This window comes from Cnuibacter sp. UC19_7 (assembly GCF_042699995.1).
In the GTDB taxonomy this organism is placed as follows: domain Bacteria; phylum Actinomycetota; class Actinomycetes; order Actinomycetales; family Microbacteriaceae; genus Cnuibacter.
Map to the genome: position 1 here is coordinate 766,869 of NZ_CP170560.1, position 23,983 is coordinate 790,851.

At 72.5% G+C, this 23,983-nt stretch carries 21 protein-coding genes and 1 tRNA gene; 11 read left to right on the forward strand and 11 right to left on the reverse strand.

Features of this window, described 5'->3' with window-relative positions; all coding sequences use genetic code 11:
* The first annotated feature begins 20 nt into the window (after positions 1-20).
* On the forward strand, positions 21-695 hold the full coding sequence (locus tag ACFJGV_RS03665; RefSeq protein WP_378146916.1) for a GAP family protein: 675 nt from the start codon (positions 21-23) through the stop codon (positions 693-695).
* An 18-nt stretch (positions 696-713) separates the two neighbouring features.
* Here the strand turns inward: ACFJGV_RS03665 and ACFJGV_RS03670 are convergent, their stop codons facing one another.
* Complete coding sequence (locus tag ACFJGV_RS03670) at positions 714-2,309, reverse strand: M28 family metallopeptidase (RefSeq protein WP_378146917.1); 1,596 nt, start codon at positions 2,307-2,309, stop codon at positions 714-716.
* Positions 2,310-2,420: 111 nt separating this feature from the next.
* Between ACFJGV_RS03670 and ACFJGV_RS03675 the strand changes: the two genes are divergently transcribed.
* Together ACFJGV_RS03675 and ACFJGV_RS03680 are read left to right on the forward strand one after the other, a co-directional pair.
* A complete protein-coding gene (locus tag ACFJGV_RS03675) occupies positions 2,421-2,741 on the forward strand; it encodes a hypothetical protein (protein WP_378146919.1) in 321 nt (106 codons plus the stop codon).
* 117 nt (positions 2,742-2,858) lie between these two features.
* Positions 2,859-3,776 (forward strand): DMT family transporter, encoded by a 918-nt coding sequence (locus ACFJGV_RS03680; protein WP_378146920.1) that lies wholly within the window; start codon positions 2,859-2,861, stop codon positions 3,774-3,776.
* Here ACFJGV_RS03680 and ACFJGV_RS03685 read toward each other — a convergent pair.
* From ACFJGV_RS03685 to ACFJGV_RS03700, 4 genes are all read right to left on the reverse strand, one after another.
* Positions 3,760-6,390 carry a glucosidase gene (locus ACFJGV_RS03685; RefSeq protein ID WP_378146921.1) on the reverse strand — a complete coding sequence of 877 codons (2,631 nt, stop codon included), beginning with the start codon at positions 6,388-6,390 and terminating at the stop codon, positions 3,760-3,762. The two genes, ACFJGV_RS03680 and ACFJGV_RS03685, sit on opposite strands and share 17 nt — an antisense overlap.
* A 25-nt stretch (positions 6,391-6,415) precedes the next feature.
* Entirely contained in the window at positions 6,416-6,850 is a 435-nt protein-coding gene (gene sufU / locus ACFJGV_RS03690; protein ID WP_378146922.1) for a Fe-S cluster assembly sulfur transfer protein SufU, read from the reverse strand.
* Positions 6,850-8,124, reverse strand: a complete 1,275-nt coding sequence (locus tag ACFJGV_RS03695) for a cysteine desulfurase (RefSeq protein WP_378146923.1) — start codon at positions 8,122-8,124, stop codon at positions 6,850-6,852. The genes sufU and ACFJGV_RS03695 overlap by 1 nt, the downstream gene beginning before the upstream one ends.
* A gap of 65 nt (positions 8,125-8,189) precedes the next feature.
* The gene (locus tag ACFJGV_RS03700) at positions 8,190-9,212 is read right to left on the reverse strand and encodes an iron-siderophore ABC transporter substrate-binding protein (protein ID WP_378146924.1); all 1,023 of its coding nucleotides are present in this window, start codon (positions 9,210-9,212) and stop codon (positions 8,190-8,192) included.
* A gap of 214 nt (positions 9,213-9,426) precedes the next feature.
* Here ACFJGV_RS03700 and ACFJGV_RS03705 point away from each other — a divergent pair, with 214 nt between their 5' ends.
* The 8 genes from ACFJGV_RS03705 to ACFJGV_RS03740 are packed head-to-tail and all read left to right on the forward strand — an operon-like array spanning position 9,427 to position 18,964.
* Positions 9,427-10,023, forward strand: a complete 597-nt coding sequence (locus tag ACFJGV_RS03705; protein ID WP_378146925.1) for a hypothetical protein — start codon at positions 9,427-9,429, stop codon at positions 10,021-10,023.
* A complete protein-coding gene (locus tag ACFJGV_RS03710) occupies positions 10,020-11,234 on the forward strand; it encodes a serine/threonine-protein kinase (RefSeq protein WP_378146926.1) in 1,215 nt (404 codons plus the stop codon). The genes ACFJGV_RS03705 and ACFJGV_RS03710 overlap by 4 nt, the downstream gene beginning before the upstream one ends.
* Position 11,235: 1 nt before the next feature.
* Complete coding sequence (locus ACFJGV_RS03715; RefSeq protein WP_378146927.1) at positions 11,236-15,720, forward strand: FtsK/SpoIIIE domain-containing protein; 4,485 nt, start codon at positions 11,236-11,238, stop codon at positions 15,718-15,720.
* A gap of 11 nt (positions 15,721-15,731) precedes the next feature.
* Positions 15,732-16,031: a WXG100 family type VII secretion target gene (locus ACFJGV_RS03720; RefSeq protein WP_378146928.1), complete on the forward strand. Its 300-nt coding sequence runs from the start codon at positions 15,732-15,734 to the stop codon at positions 16,029-16,031.
* A 5-nt stretch (positions 16,032-16,036) separates the two neighbouring features.
* Positions 16,037-16,327, forward strand: a complete 291-nt coding sequence (locus ACFJGV_RS03725) for a hypothetical protein (protein ID WP_378146930.1) — start codon at positions 16,037-16,039, stop codon at positions 16,325-16,327.
* On the forward strand, positions 16,324-17,916 hold the full coding sequence (locus ACFJGV_RS03730; RefSeq protein WP_378146932.1) for a hypothetical protein: 1,593 nt from the start codon (positions 16,324-16,326) through the stop codon (positions 17,914-17,916). The genes ACFJGV_RS03725 and ACFJGV_RS03730 overlap by 4 nt, the downstream gene beginning before the upstream one ends.
* Positions 17,913-18,374, forward strand: a complete 462-nt coding sequence (locus tag ACFJGV_RS03735) for a hypothetical protein (RefSeq protein ID WP_378146934.1) — start codon at positions 17,913-17,915, stop codon at positions 18,372-18,374. The genes ACFJGV_RS03730 and ACFJGV_RS03735 overlap by 4 nt, the downstream gene beginning before the upstream one ends.
* Positions 18,371-18,964: a hypothetical protein gene (locus ACFJGV_RS03740; protein WP_378146935.1), complete on the forward strand. Its 594-nt coding sequence runs from the start codon at positions 18,371-18,373 to the stop codon at positions 18,962-18,964. The genes ACFJGV_RS03735 and ACFJGV_RS03740 overlap by 4 nt, the downstream gene beginning before the upstream one ends.
* Positions 18,965-18,989: 25 nt before the next feature.
* Here ACFJGV_RS03740 and ACFJGV_RS03745 read toward each other — a convergent pair whose 3' ends face one another.
* The 6 genes from ACFJGV_RS03745 to ACFJGV_RS03770 all read right to left on the reverse strand — a co-directional run bounded on the left by ACFJGV_RS03745 (position 18,990) and on the right by ACFJGV_RS03770 (position 23,970).
* Positions 18,990-19,784 carry an ABC transporter ATP-binding protein gene (locus tag ACFJGV_RS03745; RefSeq protein ID WP_378146936.1) on the reverse strand — a complete coding sequence of 265 codons (795 nt, stop codon included), beginning with the start codon at positions 19,782-19,784 and terminating at the stop codon, positions 18,990-18,992.
* 4 nt (positions 19,785-19,788) lie between these two features.
* Positions 19,789-20,865, reverse strand: coding sequence for a FecCD family ABC transporter permease (locus ACFJGV_RS03750; RefSeq protein WP_378146937.1), 1,077 nt, complete (start codon positions 20,863-20,865; stop codon positions 19,789-19,791).
* Positions 20,862-21,920: a FecCD family ABC transporter permease gene (locus tag ACFJGV_RS03755; protein ID WP_378146939.1), complete on the reverse strand. Its 1,059-nt coding sequence runs from the start codon at positions 21,918-21,920 to the stop codon at positions 20,862-20,864. Before ACFJGV_RS03755 ends, ACFJGV_RS03750 begins: the two co-directional genes overlap by 4 nt.
* 319 nt (positions 21,921-22,239) lie before the next feature.
* Positions 22,240-22,313: transfer RNA gene (locus tag ACFJGV_RS03760), tRNA-Met, on the reverse strand.
* Between the two features lie 35 nt (positions 22,314-22,348).
* On the reverse strand, positions 22,349-23,659 hold the full coding sequence (locus tag ACFJGV_RS03765) for a type II toxin-antitoxin system HipA family toxin (RefSeq protein WP_378146941.1): 1,311 nt from the start codon (positions 23,657-23,659) through the stop codon (positions 22,349-22,351).
* Positions 23,659-23,970 (reverse strand): helix-turn-helix domain-containing protein, encoded by a 312-nt coding sequence (locus ACFJGV_RS03770; RefSeq protein WP_378146942.1) that lies wholly within the window; start codon positions 23,968-23,970, stop codon positions 23,659-23,661. The genes ACFJGV_RS03765 and ACFJGV_RS03770 overlap by 1 nt, the downstream gene beginning before the upstream one ends.
* Positions 23,971-23,983: the final 13 nt, after the last annotated feature.

Genomic DNA, 23,983 nt, shown 5'->3' on the forward strand with positions numbered 1-23,983 from the left:
GCCCCGGATACGATGAGCGCATGGCGGGGATCATCGGGCACGTGCTGCCGATCGCCCTCGGGATCGCGTTCAGCACCGTCCCGATCGTCGTGATGATCCTCATCCTGCTGTCGCCCCGCGGCCGGCTCGCGAGCCTGACGTACCTGATCGGCGCGGCGGTGGGGCTGATCGGGCTCACGACGGCGCTGACGATGCTCGCCTCACTGCTGCCCGCCCCGCACGTGTCGGGCTCGAGCCCGTGGATCGCCGCGGTCGAGATCGTGGCCGGCGTCGGGCTGCTCGCGATCGCGATCGTCCGGTTCGTGCGCGCACGTCGGCACCGCGGTGAGGCTCCTCGGGGCACGCCGGCATGGATGCGGCGCGTGTCGTCGGTGGGCCCGGTGCCCGCCTTCGGCGTGGGCCTCGCGCTCATGCTGCGACCGAAGAACCTGCTGCTCACGGTGGCCGCCGGTGTGGCGATCGGCCCGGCGGCACGGGAGCCGCTCGACGCGATCGTGGGCATCGCCGTCTACGTCGTGCTCGGCCTCTCGACGCTCGCCGCCCCGATCATCATCGCGTACGCCAACCCCGGCCGCACCCGCGTGCCGCTCGAGCGGGCGCACGCCTGGCTCGAGTCGAACAGCGCACTCGTGTCGACCATCGTCGTGCTCGTGGTCGGAGTGGTGATCCTCGGCTCGGGCCTCACTCACGTCTGAGGCCCGAGCCGAGGGATCTCATTCCTCGGCGCCGACCCTGCGGCGACCGAGGACGAGGGCGGTCACCAGCCCACCGAGCACGAGTGCTCCGCCCGCCAGCGCCACGGGTGCCGCCCCGGCGCCCGTCGCGGCGAGCGCCCGGTCTCCCGCGGGGCTCGCCGGGCTGCTCGGGCTCGGCACCGGGACAACCGGCGCCGGCGCGGGGTCGGGCACGACGGCCAGCACGTCCACCGCGTGCGCGATGGCGGAGGCGTTGATGCTCAGCGCCTCGACGCTGATGTTGTCGATCGTGTCGCCGGGCTGGTGGTAGTTCGGATCGTAGGCCGCGCCCGCGGTGCCGCCGAACAGGCCGGCCTCCGTCTCGGTCTTGATGTCCTCGGCACCGGTGAAGAGCCCCGACGACGGGATGCCGGCGTTGATGAAGCCCTGGTAGTCGCTCCTGCCGTCGAACGGGGTGTCGATGTAGGGCTGACCGATCGAGTCGAACCACTCGGTGAAGACGTCCTCCACCTCGGCCGATCCCGGGGGCACGTCGACGTCGGCCGGGAAGGTCGACTCGTCGGCGTCGTAGGTGGCGATCACGTAGTTGGGCGAGCCGACCATGTCGAAGTTCAGGTAGGCCGAGATCTCGCTCGCCTCCTCCTCGGTCAGCGACGAGGTGTAGTACGTCGACCCGACGAGTCCCACCTCCTCGGCGCCCCACCAGGCGAACCGCACGGGATGCTGGGGCGTGCCCGACGCGGCCAGCTGCACCGCGGTCTCGAGGATCGCGCCGCTGCCGCTGCCGTTGTCGTTGATGCCCGGACCCTCCTGCACCGAGTCCAGGTGAGCGCCGATCATCAGGACGCTCGACTCGTCGACCCCGGGGCTCTGCGCGAGCACGTTGAACGTGTCGACGCTCGTCGTCTCCTCGTCGATGGTGATCGTGAAGGCCAGGTCGTCCAGCGCCGCGACGAGGGCCTGCCCCTCGGCGAGGGTCACCCCGATCGAGGGCACGGTGCCGGGGGTCAGGCCGCCGAGCGTCCCGTTCAGCGACTCCGCCTCGGGGTCGTTGTCGTAGATCACGACGGCGACCGCTCCGGCCTCCCCCGCCGCGATCGACTTGTCGGTGAAGGCGCAGTCACCGCGGCTGACGACCGCGACGAGGCCGGTGGCGTCGACGCCGCCCCACTCGCTCGCGTCGCAGCCGGTCGCCGTCGCCGGCGCGACCGCCGCCACGTCGACGATGGCGCCCGAGGGTGTGCCCGGGGTGAACTCCATCGGGATGCCCTCGGTCACGTCGGCACCCGTGACCTCGAACACGTACGTGTTGGGGTCGATGGTCTGCGTGTTCGCGACGAACGGCTGGCGCTCGGTCTCGTAGCCCGCCGCAGCGAGGACGCTCTCGACGTACGCGGCGCTCGCCTCGTATCCGGGGGTGCCGATCGCCCTCGTGCCACCGTTCGCGTCGGCGATGTCCTGCAGGGCCTGCAGGTGCTCCATGATGGCCGCCGCGGTCACCCGCTCGTCGAAGTCGGCCGGATCCTCCGCCGCAGCCGGCAGCGCTGTCGCCGCGGCGAAGATCACCCCCGCTCCGAGTCCCGCCGCCAGCAACCGCCTCGTGTGTCTCCCCACCGGTCCTCCTCGGTCTGTAGGTGTTCGGGCGAGGATATCCCCCGACCGAGGCACATCCCGGCAAACGTAACAGAACCGAAACGACGTGCCTAGGATGAGGCGAGGCACACCATGAGAGACGACGACGACCCGACCAGGGTCACCAACCAGCCCTCGCTCACCACCTCGTCCGGCACCATCTGGCTGGTGGTCGGCGGGATCATGGCCGCGATCTGCGTGGCCCTCCTCGCCGCGATGCTGGGCCTCCAGCCCGCCGGGGTGGCGTTCTGGTCGCTGATCGGCATCGTGGTGCTCTACGGGGGCATGCTCGAGGTGCGGCTCCTCGCCCGCCCGGGCCGGGTCCGTCTCACGCTGCTGGCGGTGCTCTTCGGCCTCATCGCCGCCACGGGCCTCGCCTCGGTGCTCGCGATCGGCCTCGCTCAGGCGCGCTGACCCCCTCGTCCTGCGGGTTTCGCGCCCACTTCGGCGTCTCGCGGGGTCAATGGGTGCGCGAGACGCCACAGAGGCAGCGAGACCACGCGTCGGGAGCGGAGACGGCAGAATGGGGCGGTGCGCCCCGTCCTCGCCGTGCTGCTCGCCGCCGTCTGCTTCGGCACCACCGGCTCCGCGCGTGCGATCGCCGACGTCGATGCCAGCGCGCTCTCGGTCGGGGCCGCCCGCATCCTCATCGGCGGAGGGCTGCTCGCGCTCGTGGCCTGGCTGCTCTCGCGGCGCACCGCGCGCGTGCCGGCGGCCGCGCGCCCGTCCGCCCCGCGGCGGGGGCTGCCGACCCCGGTCCTCATCGCGATCGGGGCCGCCGGCGTGGTGGCGTACCAGCCGCTGTTCTTCCTCGGCACCGAGACGAACGGGGTCGCGATCGGCACCATCGTCGCGCTCGGCTCGGCGCCCGTGCTCACCGGCGTCGCCGACTGGGCTCTCCGCCGCCGCTTCCCCGGCTGGGTGTGGGTCATCGCGACCGCCGTCGCGACCATCGGGGTCAGCCTGCTCAGCGGCATCACCGCGGGCTCGACCGGGAGCGTGAGCGTGGTCGGCCTCCTGTCGTCTCTCGGCGCCGGAGCGGCCTACGCCGCCTACACGCTCGCGGGCAAGGCGCTGCTCGATCGCGGCTGGTCGTCGACCTCGACCATGGGGGCCCTGTTCGGCTGGGCCGCCGTCGCGAGCCTGCCCATCCTGCTGCTGTCGGATCCGTCGTGGCTGGCCACCACGGACGGCGCGCTGCTCGCCCTGTGGCTCGGCCTCGTCACCACCACCGTCGCCTACGTGCTGTTCGGATGGGGGCTGGCCCGCCTCTCCCCCGCGACGGTCTCGACCCTCACGCTCGCCGAGCCGCTCACCGCCACCCTGCTCGGCCTCCTGCTGCTGGGCGAGACGCTCGACGCCACCGCCACCGCCGGCCTCGTGGTGCTCGCCCTCGGCATCCTCGTGCTGGCGGTTCCCCGCCGGCGGGCGGTCAGCGCGACCGGGTGAGGATGAGGTGGGCGACGATCGCCGTCCATCCCGTCTGGTGCGCCGCCCCGAGCCCCTGCCCGGAGTCGCCGTGGTAGTACTCGTAGAACGCGATGTTGTCGCGCCAGCGCGGATCCTGCGAGAGCAGCGGGTACCGGGCGTCGGAGGGCCGCGGCGCCCCGTCCTCCGAGAGGAACAGCGACGTGAGGCGGGCGCTGAGATCATCGGCGATCTCGCCCAGGCTGCGCTGGTGACCGGATCCGGCCGGGTACTCGATCGTGTGGCTGCGGTCGAGGCTCGCGTCGTAGCGGCGGAGCGACTCGATTATGAGCGCGTTGAGCGGGAACCAGACCGGGCCACGCCAGTTCGAGTTGCCGCCGAAGAGTCCGCTGGTCGACTCGCCGGGCTCGTAGTCGACCGTCGCGGTCGTGCCCGCCACCTCGACGGTGAAGGGGTTCTCCCGATGCCAGGCGGAGATGCTCCGGATGCCGTGCGGCGACAGCATCCGAGCCTCGTCGAAGACGCCGCCGAGCACCCGCCGCAGCCGCTCGGGCGGCACGAGCGCGAGCAGCGTCTCGTCGCGGGCGACGCCGTCGGCGGCGTGGATCGCGTCGCGCGTCTGCGGGTTGCGCTCGAGGAACACCCGCGCGCGCTGCATGAACTCGGTCAGGGCGGGCGCCCGCGTGCCCTCGAGGACGAGCGACGCGGTGACCGGCACGAGCCCCACGAGCGAGCGCACGCGCATCGGGACGTCGCGGCCGTCGGCGAGGTGGAGCACGTCGTAGTAGAACGCGTCGGTGTCGTCCCACAGGCCGGCGTCATTGGCCGACGCGGCGATCGAGAGGAAGTGCTCGAAGAACTTCGTGGCGACGTCCTCGTACACGGGGTCGCGGTCGGTGAGCACCAGGGCCATCTCGAGCAGGTGGAGCGCGTACGTCGCCATCCACGCCGTGGCGTCGGCCTGCTCCAGCACACCCACCGCGGGTGGCAGGGTGGAGCGGTCGACGGGCGCGATGTTGTCGAGCCCCATGAACCCGCCCTCGAAGAGGTTGTTGTCGCCGTGGTCCTTGTTGTTGGTCCACCACGTGAAGTTCATCAGGAGCTTGTGGAAGACCCGTCCGAGGAAGGCCTGGTCTCGGGATCCGTCGATCTCGTACACCCGCAGCGCGGCCCAGGCCTCGATGGGCGGGTTCACATCGGAGAAGTCCCACTCGTAGGCCGGCAGCTGACCGTTCGGATGCATGTACCACTCGCGCAGGAGCAGGATGAGCTGCTGCTTGGCGAAGCCGGGATCGATGTGAGCGAGCGTCACGCAGTGGAAGGCGAGGTCCCAGGCGGCGAACCACGGGTACTCCCACGGATCCGGCATCAGGATGACGTCGTGGCTCGACAGGTGCGGCCAGTCGCCGTTGCGGATCGCGCCGCGCCCCGGCGGGGGCGGCGGAGCCGTGGGGTCGCCCGCGAGCCAGCGGCGGACGTCGAAATGGAAGAACTGCTTCGACCAGAGCAGTCCGGCGAAGGCCTGACGGGCGACCACCGCCTCATCGGCGGGGATGTCCGGCCCCATCAGGTCGGCGTAGAACCCGTCGGCCTCGCGGCGGCGCTCGGCGAGCACCGTCTGCGAGTCGGCGGCACCGACCGCATCCCCCTCGCGGGTGAGACGGAGCACGACCGCCCTCGTCGCGCCCGCCGGCACCTCGAGGTGGAACCGGACGGCCGACCTGGTGCCGACCCGATCCGGATTCACGGTGTCGAGCCCGGAGACCACATGGTCGCCTATGCCATCCTTGGGATACGGCGAGAGCGGCGGCTCACCCCAGAGCCGTGTCGAGTTCGACACGTTGTCGCAGAACAGCAGCTCGTCGGGGGCGGCGTCGCTCGACGGATCGACCCGGAGGCGCAGGCGCTCCTCCTCGGGCAGGGAGACGACGACCTCGTCGCCGTCGGCCCGCAACGACGGCGCTGACCCGGGCTGCTCATCCCAGCTCCACGTGTTGCGGAGCCACAGTGACGGCAGCACGTCGATCGTCGCGGCCTCCGGCCCGGCGTTCTCGACGCTCACCCGCATCACGAGGTCGTGTGCCGACGCCTTGGCGTAGTCGACCGTGACGATCCAGTACCGGCCGTCGTCGAAGACGCCGGTGTCGACGAGCTCGAACTCGTCGTCGAGCTTCGACCGGGAGGCGTTCTCCTCCACCAGGCGCTCGTACGGGAACGCCGCCTGGGGGTAGTGGTAGCGCCAGGTGTTCCAGGAGTGCGACGGTGTCGCGTCGAGGTACCACCAGTACTCCTTGACGTCCTCGCCGTGGTTGCCCTCGGGCCCGGAGAGCCCGAACATCCGCTCCTTGAGGATCGGATCGGCGCCGTTCCAGAGCGCGAGCCCGAGGCACCAGCGCTGATCGACGTCGCAGAAGCCGGCCATGCCGTCCTCGTTCCAGCGGTACGTGCGGCTGCGGGCGTGGTCGTGCGGGAAGGAGCGCCAGGCGTCGCCGTCGGCGCTGTAGTCCTCGCGGACCGTGCCCCACGCCCGTTCGGCGAGGTACGGCCCCCAGTCGCGCCAGCCCGCGGCCTCGACCTCGGCCATCCGTCGCGATTCGGCACCGTCGCCCGCGCTCATCGCGCCGCCCTTCGACATGGTCAGATCCTAGCGATCGCCCTCGTCAGCCCAGTGCGTGCTCCAGGGCCACCCACGGGAGCATGGCGCACTTCACCCGCGTGACGTACCGCGAGACACCGGCGAGCGCGACGGCGTCGCCGAGGAGCTCCTCGTCGCCGTCGGACTGCCCCTTCGACTGCATGAGCTCGCGGAAAGCGGCGATCCGCTCGCGGACATCGGACTCGGGCAGGTCGTGCACCAGATCGTTGAGGAGGGAGGAGGAGGCGGTGGAGATCGAGCAGCCCTGACCCTCCCAGCTCAGCGACTCGATCACGCCGTCGGCGTCGCGGTGCACGTGCAGGGTGACCTCGTCGCCGCAGGTGGGGTTGATCTGGTGCGACGATCCGGATTCGCCCGGCCGGAGGCCGTATCCGTGCCGCTCCTTCGAGTGGTCGAGGATGACCTGCTGGTAGAGCGACTGCAGCTCGGAGGAGGCCATCACACCACCCCGAAGAAGCGGCGGGCGTCGGCGACGGCCTCGACCATCGCGTCGACCTCGGCCGCGTCGTTGTAGAGGTACGCGCTCGCCCGGGTGGTGGACGTCACGCCGAACCGCCGGTGCAGGGGTTGGGCGCAGTGATGGCCGACGCGCACGGCGATGCCGCGGTCGTCGAGGAACTGGCCCACATCGTGCGAGTGGATGCCGTCGACGACGAAGCTCGCCAGGCCGACCCGCGGGCGGCCCACGGCCGGCCCGAGCACCCGGACGCCGTCGAGGGCCGAGAGCCCCTCGACCATCCGCGCGCCGAGCGCCTCCTCGTGAGCGGCCACCGCCGCCATCCCGATCGTGTCGAGGTAGCGCACCGCCTCGGCGAGCGCGACGGCCTGGGCGACCCGCTGCGTGCCGGCCTCGAAGCGCTGCGGCGCGGGCAGGTACTCCGCCTCGTGCAGGTCGACTCGGGTGATCATCGACCCGCCGGTGAGGAACGGCGGGAGCGCGTCGAGCAGCTCGCGGCGGCCGTAGAGCACGCCGACACCCGTCGGGCCCAGCATCTTGTGCCCGGAGAAGGCGGCGAAGTCGACGCCGAGCTCGTGAAGGTCGACGGGCAGGTGCGGCACAGACTGGCAGGCGTCGAGCACGACCAGCGCGCCCACCCCATGGGCCAGAGCGGTGAGCTCCTCGACGGGGGCGATGCCGCCCAGCACGTTCGAGACGTGGGCGAAGGCGACGATCCTGGTGCGGTCGCCGATCACGGCCCGGGCCTCGTCGAGGAGGAGGTGCCCGTCGTCGCCCACGCCGATCACGCGGAGGGTGGCGCCGGTGCGGAAGGCCAGCTCCTGCCAGGGGATGAGGTTCGCGTGGTGCTCCGCCTCGGTCACGACGATCTCGTCGCCGGGGGCGAGCCGGAAGCGTGCCGCCGCCGATCCGCCACGCCCGAGGGTGGCGTTGGAGAGCCCATAGGCGACCAGGTTGATGGCCTCGGTGGCGTTGGAGGTCCAGACGATCTCCTCCGGGTCGGCGCCCACGAAGGCGGCGACCGTCGACCGGGCGTCCTCGAAGAGCTCGGTCGCTTCGCCCGCGAGCGTGTGCGCGCCGCGGTGCACCGCGGCGTTCGCCTCGAGGTAGTAGCGGCTCTCGGCGTCGATCACCGACCGCGGCTTCTGCGACGTCGCCCCCGAGTCGAGGTAGACGAGGGGGTTCCCGTTCACCTCTCGGCCGAGGATCGGGAAGTCCGCACGCAGGGCGACGGGGTCGAGGAGCAGATCAGTCATCGTCGTTAATAAGATCACGCCGGCCCGGGTGATTCCCGAGCCGGCGTGATCGACCTGCGGATGCGCTACTCGACGTTCGCGGCGGCCGTGTCGAGCGCCTTCACCGTCTCGTCGAGTCCCCAGGTGAGCGACAGGGCGGTGGGCGGCGACACCGAGGCCACCAGCTGGGTGCCGATCAGCGGCGCGACGGTGCCGTTCTTGACCTGCTGCATGGTCTGCGCGGCCGGGGTGGCGAGCCACGCGTCGTACGCCTCCTGCGTGTCGGCGTAGTAGACGAGCACGTCGCTGGTGAGCGAGTCGAGCTTCTCGTTGCTGAGCTGGAAGAAGAACGAGCCGTCTGTCGAGTTGTCCTTGACGCTCTGGGCGTCGGTGAAGCCGAGGTCGTCGAGGAAGCCCACGCGCGGATCGGAGGGCGAGTAGACGTAGAAGGTGCCGGCGAAGTCGGAGGCCGCGGCCACCGTCTTGCCCGCGAACTGCGGGTGCTCGGACGCGACCGTCTCGACCTGGTCGTCGATCGAGCTCAGGACGTCGGCGGCCTTCTGCTCCTGGCCGACGGCCTTGCCCACCGTGGTCACCACGTCGCGCCACGGCGTCGACCAGGGCGCATCCGAGTAGGCGACCGTGGGAGCGATCTGCGTGAGGAGGTCGTACTGGTCCTGGGTGATGCCCGAGTAGACGGCGAGGATGAGGTCGGGCTTGAGAGCCTGGATCTCCTCGTAGGCCGGCTCGTCCGACGACGTGATCATGGTGGGCTCGGCCGCACCCATGGCGTCGAGGGCGTCCTTCGTCCAGGGCAGCACGCCGTCGTCGTCTCCGCCGTAGGCCTGCTTCTCCATGCCGACGGGAGCGATCCCCATCGACAGCAGCGCGTCGTTGCTGCTCCAGCCGAGCGTGACGATGCGCTGCGGCGCGGAGTCGATGGTGACGTCGCCGAGCGCGCTCTGGATCGTCACCGGGAACGAACCCGAGGAGTCGGAGGAGGCCGGGGTCGACGACCCGTCGGCGCCCGGCGAGGAGCAGCCGGCCAGGGCGAGGGCTGCGGTGGCCGCGATCGCGGCGAGGGTGGCGACTCTGTGTCGTCTGAACATGCTGTGGGATCTCCTGGGGTCAGTGGGGATAAGGACAGCCTAACCTAAAGCGGATCCGCGGGCATGGTCGGGGCCTGAGAATGACCCTCGCGCTGGGGGTGGCGAGGGGCTACTCTTGCGACGTTCGTGCGTGACGAAGACTCGAGCCCGAAGGCCTCCCATGACAGCGGGTCCTGCATCTCCGTCCCCGGGGGGACGGTCGCGAACCTGGCCGGTGATCCACACCGTGATCAGGGCGATCCTCGGCGCGGCCCTGGTGGTCTTCCTCGTCCTCATCGGCATCCGCCTGGCGGGGCAGCAGGGCACGCCCACCGCGTCGGCGCCCTCCGCGACCGCCGACTCGACCCCGACGCCGACCCCCACTCCGACGTCCACCCCGACCCCGACCGCGACGCCGAGCCCCACGGCGCCCGCGGGCGGGAGCGGCGGCACCGGGGGCACGGGCGGGACAGGGGGCACGGGCGGCGGCACCGGGGGCGGCGGCACCGCGGCTCCCGTGATCACGTCCTTCACGGGGACGAACTCGGTGAACTGCCCCACCCCGGCCGAGGCGCCCGTGCCCGGCGTCGGATCGGCGGAGCCCCCGGTCGTGCAGTTCGCCTGGACCAGCACCGGCGCAGAGGAGGCCTGGTTCGGCATCGGCACGAAGGACGCGAAGGCCGAGCCCTATTCGTCGGTCGGGGTGAACGACTCCATCTCGTTCTCGTACCAGTGCAGCAATGCCAGCGAGCTCTACACCGTCACGGTCCAGGGCCCGGGTGGCGACGCCAGCAAGACCATCCAGGTGACGAACGTGGGGCATGTCGGATGACCGCCGCCGCTCCTCCCGCCATCCCCGGCTTCGACGCCCTGGCCCCTCTCGGCGCCGGCGGCTTCTCCGACGTGTACCTCTACGAGCAGCACCTGCCCCGACGGCGGGTGGCCGTGAAGGTGCTCTCCGGCGAGGCGTTCGACCAGGCGGGCCTGTCCCGTTTCCGCGACGAGGCCAACCTCATGGCCCAGCTCTCGACGCATCCCTCGATCGTCACCGTCTACCAGGCGGGGGTGACCGACGGCGGAAGCCCCTACCTCGTGATGGAGTACTGCAGCCTCCCCGACTACGGCGCCCGGTTCCGGAGCGAGCGGATCCCGGTGCAGGAGGCGCTGTCGGTCGGCATCCAGATCGCGGGAGCCCTCGAGACCGCCCACCGTGCGGGTGTGCTCCACCGCGACATCAAGCCGTCGAACATCCTCGTCACCGACTACAGGCGTCCGGCTCTGGCCGACTTCGGCATCGCGGGGGTGCTCGGCGGCGCGCCCACGATCGACGCCTACTCGGTGCTCTGGGCCTCGCCCGAGGCGCTCGGCGACGGCGCCGTCCTGCGCCCCACGAGCGACGTGTACTCTCTCGGCGCGACGGTCTACGCGCTTCTGGCGGGCCGTGCGCCGCACGAGGGCGTGGCGGGGCCGGGGCTCGACACCCCGGCGGACGTGCTGGACCGGATGCGCAGCGACACCGTGCCGCCGATCGGCAGGCCCGACGTCCCCCCGGAGCTCGAGGAGGTCCTCGCCACGGCCCTCTCGGCCTCCCCCTCCGCCCGGCACACCTCCGCCCTGTCGTTCGGCCGCGCTCTGCAGCAGGTGGAGGCGCGGCTCGGCCTCCCGCCGACGACGCTCGACGCCCTGGACGACCCGTATTCGAGGGACCGGACGGCGACCGCCTCCACGGATCACGCCGCACCGGCGGTGCCTCCGCCCCCGACAGAGGTCCCGCCCGCGCCGCCCACGGCCGTGCTCCCGCCCGCCCCACCCACGGCGCCGACGGAGCGGTGGGCGCAGCCACCCGCACCCCAGCCGAGTGCTCCGGTCGCGTCCGCGTCGAGTGGCGCTCCGCTCGACTCCACGGTACGTCGCGATGCCGCGCCGGCTCCGGTGTACACCGCGCCGCAGCGCACGAAGGCGCGCTGGCCCGGCATCCTCCTCGACGTCGTGCTCGTCGCCGCCGTGGCGGGCGCCGCCGCCTACTGGTTCCTGGCAGCCTGACATGCGGCTCCGGGTCGCGCTCCGTCGCCATCGCGGACCCGATGCGGACATCGTCGTCACCACCGACGCCACGGCGACGATCGGCGACATCGCCGCCGCGATCGCCGAGTCGGACCCGGTCGAGCGCTGGGATCCGCAGCGGGTGACCCTCTCGGTCTCGCCGCCGGCGTTCGCGGACGAGAGCATCCTGTCGCGCACGACCCCGCTCGCCGACGCCGAGATCGGCTCGGGCTTCGGCGTCCGCATCGTGGGCGCCGATCAGCCCGTCGTCGCGTCCCGACAGCCCGCCGCCATCGCGCGCATCCTGTCGGGGCCGGATGCGGGACGCGAGATCGAGCTGCCCCTCGGCGAGAGCACGGTCGGGCGCGATCCCGGCTGCACGGTCGTGCTCCACGATCCGCTCGCCTCGAAGGTGCACGCGAAGATCATCGTCGGCGAGAGCATCGAGATCGCCGACCTCAACTCCGCGAACGGCCTGCTGATCGACGGCGGGGTGGTCACGCGGGTCACGGTCGGCGAGCGTCAGACGGTGACGGTCGGCGGCACCGAGCTCGGCTTCCGGCGGCTCGGCACGGTCGATGCCGGGCGCACGACCGAGCGAGGCGGGGCGCTGCCGTTCAACCGGTCCCCTCGGGTCGAGCCGCGGTATCCCGGTCGCGAGTTCAACGCACCGCGACCGCCCGAGGATCAGCCGCCGACCCGGTTCCCGTGGGTGTCGCTCGCAGCGCCGATCGTCACCGGCGTCGCGATGTACGCGGTCCTCCAGAGCCCGTTCGCGCTGCTCTTCGTCGCACTCGCGCCGGTGCTGGCACTCGGCAGCTTCCTCGACGGCGGAATGGGCCGACGCAGCCGCCGGCGCCGCGACGTCGAGCGCTTCGACGCCGAGCTCCACGACCTGTCGGTCGCCCTCGCCGCCGAGGCGGAGCCGGAGCGGCGGATCCGCGGCACCGAGGCGCCGAGCACGACGGAGGTGTACGCCGACGCGATGCAGCGCGGCCCGCTGCTCTGGACGCGGCGCCCCGAGCACTGGTCGTTCCTCTCCCTGCGCCTCGGGCTGGCGGCGCTGCCGACCCGCAACACCATCACCACGTCGGACGAGCAACGGGCGCTGCCCGAGCTCCGGGGGCGCGTCGAGTCCGTCGTCGCGCCCTTCCGATCGATCGCGGACGTGCCCGTGGTCGACAGCGCGTACGACAGCGGCGCGCTCGGGGTGGCCGGGCCCCGCTCCGCGGCCGCGGATGCGGCCCGGGCCCTGCTCGTGCAGGTCGTCGGCCTGCACTCCCCCGCCGAGGTCGCCGTCGCCGCGCTCACCAGCGCCGCCTGGTCGCCCGAGCTCGGCTGGCTGGGCTGGCTGCCGCACGTCTCGAGCCCGCACTCGCCTCTCGGCGAGACCGTGCACCTCGCCGACAGCGCCGCGACGGGCACCGCGCTCCTGGCCGCCCTCGAGGAGCTCGTCGAGACCCGGACCGCGCCACGGGCCGACCGCGGCCCGACGACCGACGGTGAGACCGTGCAGGCCGCGGGCGCGCGCGTGGGCGAGGTGCGCCGCGAGGCGACCGTGCACGGCGGCCGACGGCCCGCACTGGTGCTCCTCGTCACCGACGACGCCCCGGTCGACCGCGCACGGCTGGTGCAGATGGCGGAGCGCGCGGCCGGCGCGGACGTGCACGTGATCTGGGTGGCCGCCGACCGCCTCGCCCTGCCCGCGGTGTGCCGGTGCGTGCTCGCCCTCGGGCCGGACGGTGCCGAGGTCGACCTCGTCCGCCTCGGCCGCACCGTGACCGAGGTGCGGACCGAGCGCATCGACGTGCCTCAGGCGGTGGCGCTCGCGCGCCGGATGGCGCCCCTCGTCGACTCCGGGGCCACGGTCGACGACTCGAGCGACCTCCCCGCCACGGTGTCGTTCCTCACCCTGGTGGGACACGAGCTCGCCGAGACACCCTCGGCGGTGATCGACCGGTGGCGGCAGAGCGGCACCCTTCGCGCCGAGCCCGACGACTCGGCAGCGGGGCGCGCACGACGATCGGGCGGGCTCCGCGCCCTCGTCGGCGTCTCGGGCGCCGATGCGATGCACCTCGACCTCCGCGGCCAGGGGCCGCACGCGCTCGTGGGCGGCACCACCGGCTCCGGGAAGTCGGAGTTCCTGCAGACCTGGGTGCTCGGGATGGCCGTCGAGAGCAGCCCGCTGCGGACCACCTTCCTCTTCGTCGACTACAAGGGCGGATCGGCGTTCGCCGAGTGCGTCGCCCTCCCCCACTCGGTGGGGCTCGTCACCGATCTCAGCCCGCATCTCGTGCGCAGGGCGCTGACGAGCCTCCGCGCGGAGCTTCAGCACCGCGAGCGACTGCTGGGGGCGAAGAAGGCCAAGGACGTGCTCGAGCTCGAGCGGCGCGGCGACCCCGACTGCCCGCCGGCCCTGGTGATCGTGATCGACGAGTTCGCGGCGCTCGCGACCGACGTGCCGGAGTTCGTCGACGGCGTCGTCGACGTCGCCCAGCGCGGACGCTCGCTCGGGATCCACCTCGTCATGGCGACCCAGCGACCGGCCGGGGTCATCCGCGACAACCTGCGGGCCAACACGAACCTCCGCGTCGCCCTCCGCATGGCCGACGAGCACGACTCGACCGACGTCGTCGGTGACAAGTCGGCGGCGCAGTTCGACCCCGGCATCCCCGGCCGCGCGGTCGCGAAGACCGGGCCGGGACGGCTCACCGGGTTCCAGACCGCCTACGTCGGCGGCCGCACCAGCCGCGAGCCCGAGCGCGCGGAGGTCAAGGTCGCCGAGCTCCGCTTCGGCGCCGAGGTGGTCTGGGAGCCCGTCGGCCGGGGCGACGTGCCGGTCGACGATGGCCGAGCATCCGACCTCGCTCGCATCGTGGCGTCGGTCGGACGCGCCGCCGTCGAGTCGGGCCTGCCCGCTCCCCGGCGACCGTGGCTCGACGAGCTCGCCTCGACCTACGACGTCGCCGCGCTGCCCGCGGTCGACCAGGGCTGGGCTCTCGGGATCGCGGATCTCCCCGAACGTCAGGCGCAGACGACGGCGATGTTCTCGCCCGACGTCGACGGGCACCTCGCGATCGTAGGCACGAGCGGATCGGGGAAGACGGTCGCCCTCCGCACCCTGGCCGTCGTCGCCTCGTCGCAGCCCGAGCCGGTCGAGGTGCACGGGCTCGACTTCGCCGGCGGCGGGCTGCGGATGCTGGAACGCCTGCCCACGGTGGGCTCGATGGTGCCCGGAGACGACGACGAGCGGGTCGCCCGCCTGATCCGGATGCTCGCCGCCGAGCTCGACGACCGCAACCGGTCGTTCTCCGCGAGGGATGCGGCGACCATCGGCGACTACCGGGCGGCCACCGGGGAGCCGCTCCCGCGCATCCTGCTGCTCATCGACGGCTTCCCGCTGCTGCGCACCGAGTGGGACACCGCTCCGGGGCGAGCGGCCCGCTACGCCGACCTCATGCGGATCCTCGGCGACGGTCGCCGGGTCGGCCTCCATGTGGCCTTCACCGCCGACCGGCCCGGCGCCATCCCGTCGGCCGTCAACGCCGTCGTGCCCAGGCGTGTCGTGCTGAGGATGAGCGACGACAACGGCTACCTCCTGCTCGACGTGCCCGGCGACGTCCTCGACGCCACGTCGCCCCCGGGCCGCGCCGTGCTCGACGGGCACGAGACGCAGATCGCCGTCCCGGGCGGCGAACGCGGCTCCGCGGCACAGGCCGCGGCCGTCGACGCCCTCGCCGCCGCGCTGCGCACGCGGGGCGTGCCGGAGGTGCCGCCCGTCCGGTCGCTGCCCGCCGAGATCCCTGCGGAGTCGCTGCCCGACTCGGTCGGAGGCGCGCCCGTCCTCGGTGTGTCGGACGAGACCCTCGAACCCGTGGCCTTCGATCCCCGCGGGGCGCTCGCGCTCATCGGGCCGCCCGCCTCGGGGCGGTCGACCGCGCTGCTCTGGCTCGCCCAGTCGCTGCGGCGCTGGCAGCCCGATATCGCGCTCTATCGGATCGGCCCCCGCCGCTCGCCGCTCGCCACCGCCGTGGCCTGGACCGAGAACGCCGACGACCCCGAGTCCATCGTCGACCTCGCGCGCCGCCTCGCGGTCTCCGTCGCCGAGGAGCGCGGCCCGGGCGAGATCGCGATCCTCGTCGAGAGCGTGGCCGACCTCCTCTCCACGCCGGCCGACGGGCCCACCGTCGAGCTCATCCGTGCCGTGAAGCGCAGCGACCAGCTGCTCATCGCGGAAGCGGAGACCAGCAGCTGGGTGTCGTCCTGGCCGCTGCTCGCCGAGATCAAGAACTCACGCCGCGGCATCCTGCTCCAACCGGATCCCGCCGAAGGAGACAGCTTCCTGCGCACGACGCTGCCCAGGGTGCCCCGCTCCGACTTCCCGCCCGGCCGAGGCTACCTCGTCGCCGGTGCGCCCCTCCGCGTGCAGCTCCCCCTCCCCGCTGCCGCGTCCTACCCCGTGGCGGTCGCCGCCGCGGTCCTGTGAAGGAGAACACCATGGCCAACCTCAACGTCACCTACGAGGAGATGGACGACGCCGCCCGCCGCCTCGAGAACGGCCGCGACCAGATGACGACGATCCTCACCGAGCTGTCGAACCTCATCGACGGGCTGGTCGCCTCCGGCTTCCAGACCCAGAGCGCATCGGGCCAGTTCGAGCAGACGTATCAGGAGTTCACGAACGGCACGAAGCAGGCGGTCAACGGCCTCACCGGGTTGTCGCAGTTCCTCCGCGGCGCGACCCAGGCCATGCAGCGCACCGACGAGGAGCTCGCCAAGGCGATCCGGAAGGACTGACGGCCGTGCCCGATCTCCTCGTCGACACCGACACGCTGCGGAGCCTCGACGAGGCGCTGAAGCTCATCGTCGCCACCCTCGACGGCGCCGAGGGCATGAGTCGATCCACCGCCGACGCCTCGGGCAACGGGGAGCTCGCGGGTCGGCTGATCGACTTCGCCGACGACTGGGAGGACAACCGGGAGGACATGCTCGAGGCGGTCCGCACGGTCAGCGACGCGATCCACTTCATCGCGCAGGGCTTCGAGGTCCTCGACCAGGACCTGCTCGACGCGATCCTGGGGAAGGGCCGATGAGCGAGCTGACGCCCCTGCCGGGCGATCCCGACCGCATCCTCGGCGACGGCACCCGCTATCGCGAGGCGGCGGAGGCGATCGCGCGGGCGGCGCAGCAGCTCCGTGCGCTCTCCGGAGACGGCTTCCGGAGCCAGGCCGTCGACGCCATCGTCGAGAGGGCGTCCGACGCCGCCGACACCGTCACGAAGGCGCACACCCGCTACTCCGCCGCCGCCGACGCGCTCATCGACTACGCCGGGCCGATGCGCGAGGCGCATGACAGGGCGAACTCCGTCATCGCGGCGAACCGGCAGACGGTCGACCAGCTCTCCTGGATCCAGCCGCAGCTCGACGACGCACGGCGCACGGCGGAGACGCCCGGTCCGGATCAGGCGTCGGCGGTCGCCCTCGTCATGCAGCTGCAGGCTCAGGTGGACCAGCTCCACGTCCAACTCGCGCTGGCGCAGGACGCGTGGAACGCCGCCCGCGAGGACATGAACAGGGCGGCCTCGGTCGCGGCCGCCCGCATCCATCGTGGGAACGAGGCCGACGACCTCGACGACAGCTTCTGGGACTCGCTGTCCGACCTCTTCGACATCGCGAAGATCATCGCCGACATCGTGTCGGTGGTCCTCAAGATCGTCTCGGTGATCCTCACCGTGCTGTCGGTCGTCTTCGCCGCGCTGGCCCTCGTGATGCCGGCGTTCGCCGCCATCGCGGGGATGCTGTTCCTCTACGCCAAGCTCGTGAACGTCGCCGTCGCGATCCTCGCCCTGCTGCAGTTCGCGCTGAACGGCTTCCACCTGCTCGACCTGGCGCTCGCCGGACTCGCCGTGGTCGCGGCCTACGGGGGCGCCGCCCTCGGCAGCGCTCTCGGCTCGGCCGCGAAGGCCGCCGCCGCGGGCGCCTCGAGCGTCGCGGGGTCCACGGTGAGCACGGCCCTGGGCGAGCTGGCGCAGCAGGCCGTGTCGCAGGCGGCGGGCAGTCTCACCGACCAGGTCGTCGACGGGATCCTCGACCTGGGCGGCCCGGGCGCGCGCGGACTCTACGAGTCGATGTCCGGCATCGGCCACGACGCCCTGCAGTCCGCCTTCGGCGACGACGTCACCTCGTTCTCGAACACCGTGGAGGGTCTCGGCGCCAAGGTGGGCTCCGACCTCGCGGAGGGTGTCGAGGCATCGGGGCTCGGGTCCGTCGTCCGGACCGCGTCGAGCGCGGCGGGTCAGGTCGCCGCGCAGGCGGGTCTCGTCACGGATGCGGTGTACGGCGTGGGCGGCTCGGTGGTCGACACCGTGCGGAGCGCACTCGACTCGGCTCAGTCCTCGCTCGACGACGCTGCCCGGTCGACCTTCGGCTCGCTCTTCGACGGTGGCATGAAGGATGTCGCGACCCACATCCAGCACGACCTCGGGTCCGCCCTCGGCGGTCCGGACGTCGGTTCGCGGCTCGCTGATGCGGTCACCGGGCGGCTGTCGGACGCGATCGGCGGTCTGCCCGGCGGCGGTGCCGTCGCCCACGCGGTGGGCGACAGCCTCGGCGGGGTGGCGCAGAGCGCCTACGACGCCTCGCAGCGGCCCGCGATGACCGCCACACCGGTGAGCGCGCGATGAGCGCCGGGGTGCACGTGCGGATGGCGCTCCGCGACGGCTGGGAGGAGATGGGGGATCCGTCGACATCCCCCGCCCCCGCGATCCGGCGCCGCTATCGGCGCGACGGGCGGGTGCTCGCAGCGCTCTCGCTGGAGGTGCTCGACCCGGAGGGCGCGACCCCGGCCGAGTTCGCGGCCGCGGCGTCGACGCCCCCGGCGGAGGCCCGCCCCTGGCGCCGATCGGTCGTCGTCGAGGCGGACGCCGACCCCGTCCGCGTGGTGGTCCACGATCTGGACGGAGCGCGGACCGGTCCGGATGCTCCTCCCGCCCTGCGGCGGACCGCGACTCTCACCTGGTTCCTGTCGCCGGATGTCTGCCTCCAGCTCAGTCTCGTCGCCGACGATCTGCTGGTCATCGGCGACCTCGGTGAGGCCGTGCGCGAACTGGCCGACACCGTGGATTGGGAGGTGCTCGCATGATCGGATCGGAGTCGGGGTACGACCTGGCGCTCCCCGGCACGTGGTGGGAGATCCCGGTCGACGATGAGAAGGCGTCCGACCGGGCGATCGACCGCATCATCGCGGATGCGGTGGGCCGCCGCGACGAGGACGCCACGGCTCGGCAGGAGCTCCGCGCCCGGTTCAGGCTCGCGGCGACCCGTGCCCGGACCGCGGGGGCGTCGCGGCTGCACCTGTGTCGCGAGGTGGTCGTCGGCGTGCCGTTCCCCGCCTCCCTCACGGCGTACCGACCACCGATCCCGCTCGTCGACCGCGGGGAGCGCACACTGCTCGACCAGCTCGAGGCCGTGGTCGACCCGGCGATGGAGCCCGACGACGTGACACTGGACGTGCCCGCGGGCCGGGTGCTGCGGCGGGTGCGCGTGGTGGAGGCCGACGAGGGATCACCGGAGGAGGGGCTGACCACCCTGCGAGTGGACTACTGGCTCGTGCCGCCGTCGAGGCGAGTGCTGCTGCTCTCGTTCGCCTGCGGGCTCCCCGAGCTGCGTGAGGGGCTCGTCGAGCTGTTCGACCTCGTCGTGGGGACGCTCGCCTGGTCTCCTGCCGACTGACGGGCCCGGCGTCAGTCACGTCGGGTCAGGCGCCGTGGAATCGTCCGCGCGGCACGACCATGGGCGTTCCCGACACCGGGTCCGCCACCACCTCCGAGCGCAGGCCGAACGCCTCGGCCACGAGCGAGTCGGTGAGCACCTCCTCCGGGGCGCCGGACGCCACGATCCGGCCCGACGACATCACGACGAGCCTCGTCGCGTAGCGCGCCGCGAGGTTGAGCTCGTGCAGCACCACGCCGATCGTCGTGCCGCGGGTGCGGTTGAGCTCGGTGAGCAGGTCGAGCACCTCGATCTGGTGGGCGACGTCGAGGAACGAGGTGGGCTCGTCGAGCAGCATCACGTCGGGATCCTGGCAGAGCACCATCGCGATCCACACCCGCTGACGCTGACCACCCGAGAGCTCGGAGACGGCGCGGTCGGCCACCTCGAGGAGGCCCGTGCGCTCCAGCGCGTCGGCCACGGCCCGGTCGTCGTCGTGCGTCCAGCGACGGAACCAGCCCTGGTGCGGATACCGTCCTCGGGCGACGAGGTCGGCCACGAGGATGCCGTCGGGCGCCGCAGGCTGCTGAGGCAGCAGCCCCACACGGGAGGCGAACTCGCCGCGCGCGATCGATCGCGTGTCCTCGCCGTCGAGGAGCACGCGTCCGCTGATCGGTCGGCTCAGCCGGGCGAGGCCCCGCAGCAGCGTCGACTTCCCGCATCCGTTCGCGCCGATGAAGACCGTGAGCGACCCGGGCTCGAGCGTGAGGTCGACCCCGTGCACGATCTCCGTGCCGTCGTACCCGACCGACAGGCCCTCCGCCGTGATCGTCGCCGTCATCGCCTCATCCTCCGAGTCCTCTCCTGCCGAGTCCGGCGAGCAGCCACAGCATGTACGGGGCCGCGAGCAGGCTCGTGACCACACCGACCGGCACCGAGACCGTGAAGCCCGCGAACAGGTGCTGGGCGATCAGGTCGGAGGCGGTCACGATCACCGCGCCGGTGAGCGCCGACGCCACCAGGGCGAGGCTGCCCTCGCCGACGAGCCGCCGCGCGATCGGCGCCGACGCGAACGCGACGAAGCCGATGACGCCGGTGAACGCGCATCCGATCGCCGCCAGGCACACCGCGAGGCCGAGCAGCAGGATGCGGTCGCGGGCGACGGCGACCCCCAGCTGGGCGGCCACGTCATCGCCGAGCGCCAGGGCGCCGAGCGGGCGGTGGAAGGCGCCGAGCGCGACCGCGAGCACCGTGCCGGCACCGGCGACGATCGCGATCTCCGGCCAGCTCGCACCCTGCACGCTGCCCGCGAGCCAGGCGAAGGCCTCCTGGGCGCGCCGGACGTCCGCCCGGGCGATGAGGTACCCGAGCAGCCCCGACGCCACGAACGCGACCGAGATCCCGATGATCACGAACCGGAACCCCGACACTCCCCCGGACCCCGACAGGAGCGCGATGATCACCGCCGCGAGCAGCGCCCCGCCGAACGCCCAGCCGGCGACGGCGAGGCCGCTCGCCCCGATGATGAGGGTCGAGAACGCGGCGCTCAGCGCGGCGCCGCCCGTGACGCCGATGATGTCGGGGCTCGCCAGCGGATTGCGCAGGAGCGTCTGGAACACCGCCCCGGCGAGGGCGAGCTCGGCGCCCACCAGGGCCCCCATCACCCAGCGCGGGAGGCGGAGGCTCCACACGACGAACTCGCTGCTCCCCTGGCCCACCAGCGTCGCGAAGACATCCGACACCGGGACACCGCTGGCGCCCAGCACCAGGGCGAGGAACGCGGTGACGAGGAGGAGCGCGGCCAGCACGGCGGCGACCGCCAGCTGCCTCAGCGCCGGACGGCGCCGGACGCGCGCGACGACCGTCGCGGCATCGACGATCTCGACGGTGGACCCGGTGGGAGGCACGATCGCGGCGGTCACAGCGCCAGCAGCTTCGAACGGCGCACGATGGCGATGAGGAGGGGCGCACCGAGGACGGCCAGCACCACGCCGACCTCGACCTCGGCGGGCATGACGAGCACACGCCCGAGCACGTCGGCGAGGATCACGATCACGGCTCCGAACACGGCCGACAGCGGCAGGATCCAGCGGTAGTCGATGCCGACGAGCCGTCGCGCGGCCCACGGCGCGATCAGGCCGAGGAACGCGAGAGGACCGGCGAGCGAGGTGGCGGAGGCGGCGAGCACCACGACCACCACGGCCGAGACGCCGCGCGCCGCCACCACGTTCTGGCCGAGTCCTGTCGCGACGTCGTCGCCCATGGCGAGGAGGTTGAGCGTGCGCCCGAGGAACATCGCGACCACCACGGCGACGAGCACGATCGGCGCGACCACGGCCAGACCGTCCCACCCGCGCCCGGTGAGCGTGCCGACCTGCCAGCTGCGGATCTGCGCCAGCGCCTCGATCCGGTTGAGCAGCAGCACGGTGGTGAGGCTCGAGAAGATGACGGTGACCGCCGCGCCGGCCAGCGCCAGCTTGACGGGGGTGGCGCCCTCGCGGCCGACCGAGGAGACCCCGTACGTCAGTGCCGCGGCGGCCGCGGCGCCGGCGAACGCGAACCAGATGAACTGCGAGCTCGTCGTGGCGCCGAAGGCGACCACGCCGATGACCGCGGCGAACGCGGCGCCCGCGTTGAGTCCGAACAGTCCCGGATCGGCGATCGGGTTGCGGGTGATGCCCTGCATGATCGTGCCGGCGGCGCCCAGCGCGAGGCCGACCAGGAGCCCGGTGAGGGTGCGGGGCACCCGGATGTCGCGGACCACGACCTGGTCGTTGTCGGAGAGGTCGGGCGACACGATCGCGTGCACGACACTGCCGAGATCGACTGTGCGGGTGCCGATCGCGAGCCCGAGAGCGAGGGCGACCAGCAGCGCCCCGACGGAGATGCTGACGGCGACGGCGACGCGACGCCCGGAGGTGCGGGCCGACGATCGCCGCAGCACGCGCGTGGGCGCGTCGATCGCCGTCTCGGTCACCAGCCCAAGTATGGCATGCCTAACCTAAGGGCTCCCTGCAGGACCCCGGCCCGGATCGGGGTGGGGTCGGCTCGAGTACGCGTTCGGGGCGTCCGATCCCTGAAGCAGAAACGAGAAAGACCCCCGCCCTTTCGGGCGAGGGTCTTTCTCGTTCTCGATGCGGGGACAGGATTTGGCTCCCCACCGCCCCTCCACACGCGACTGCGTCGCGCGCGGAGCCTCTGGCGGCGTGGGCCCCCGGACAGCTTCGCGCCCGGGGCACCGGATCGGAAACGAGAAAGACCCCCGCCCTTTCGGGCGAGGGTCTTTCTCGTTTTCGATGCGGGGACAGGATTTGAACCTGTGACCTCTGGGTTATGAGCCCAGCGAGCTACCGAACTGCTCCACCCCGCGGCACGAGAGACAACTCTAGCACGGGTTCTGCGTGGTCATGACCACAGGGCCGGGAACGTCGCCCGGATGCGCTCCGCATCCTCCCCCGAGACCCCCGCAGCGGCCGCGAAGCGGGGCCACGACGCCACCGCATCGCGCACCCGGTCGAGCACGGCGAACCGCTCCGGCACCTGGAACCGGTCAGCCACCGCGAGCAGCTCCGCGCGGCCGATGTCGTCGAAACGGCCCTCCACGCTCATCAGGTGCTGGTACGTCCAGGCCCCGGCGGGGTTGTAGGCGTACGTGATGTCGTAGGCGGGCGCGAGCCGCCACGACGCCGGTCCATCCTGCGGCGCGTCGAGCAGGAACGAGAAGTTCTTCGTGTGGTCGTCGCAGTTGCGCGCGGCGACGTTGAAGACCATCCGCCGGAACGCCTCCGTCATGGCCTCCTCGCCGAGGTCGAGCGCGGTCACCGTCTGCAGGTACTGCGCGTAGTCGTGCGTGCCCCGCTGACGGTAGTCGAGCTCCGCCATCGCGCAGAGCGTCTGCAGGTGGATGCGCCGAGCCCCGTCCTCGGGATCGGTGCGGTCGAAGCGCTTCGTCATGAAGTGCGCCCGGCCGTTCTCCTCGAGCAGCCGGCACGGCGACATCGTGATGCCCGCCTCGAGCGCCATCAGGTGGTAGGCGTACTCGATCCGGCCGTAGCCCGCCGAGCTGCCCAGCTCGGTGTCGCGCCCCACGCCATCGAGCTTGATCATCCACTGCTCGAACCCGGGCTCGGCCGGCAGCTGGCCCGACCGCACCTCCCCTGTCTCGGGGTTCCACGCGATGATCGCCTTGGCCCGCGCGCCACCGGCCGACGTGCCGACCTGGATCAACGTGGCCAGCGCGGCCGCCGCCTCCGCGTCCCCCTCGATCCGGCCCGACAACGCGCTCCTCGCCCCCACCACCAGGTCGCTCAGCTCGAGCGCGGTCGGCTTCCGGCGTTGCGGGCCCCGCGTCGGCCGGAACTCGAGCGCCCCCATCCCCCGCGACCCGAGATAGGCCAGACGGTCGAGCGGCGTGATGCTGGCCCGCTCCACACCGTGCGAGGCGAGGTAGGCCGTGACGAGCGCGTTGCCGAAGTCGTCGGGGAGGGCGTCGGCGACGAAGGGCGGCAGGCGATGGAACGTCGCCTCCGGCAGGGACGGATACGCGCTCAGCGGGCGCGAGAGCGGGGTCGTCAGCGGCGCCAGCTCGATCCCGCTCGCCCGCCATCCCGGCGCGTACTCGAACGCGTACGACCCGCTGCGCGGATCGGGCGCCAACGCCCCCACCAGCTCGCCCCACGCGCGCACCTCGACCACGGAGACCGGCGTGTACGCCATCACAGGTTCCCCTTCCGGGAAGCACGGCGGGGAGCGACCGCGGCGACCTGCCGCTGGAGCATGCGGAGCGGACTCACCGCGATCTCGGGTTCGAGGGCGTCGATCCACCGCTCACGATCGAGCGCCCTGAGCACCTTGACCAGCGTCGACACGCTCGAGCCCCGCCCCGACTCCAGGTTCTTCACCGATCCCACGCTGATGCCCGCGCGCTCCGCGACCTCGCTCTGCGCGAGATCGGCCGCGAGCCGCAGCGCCCGGATGCGCTCACCCAGACGCTGCTCCCACTCCTCAGAGCTGAGGTCTTCTGCCATAGAGACAAGAATA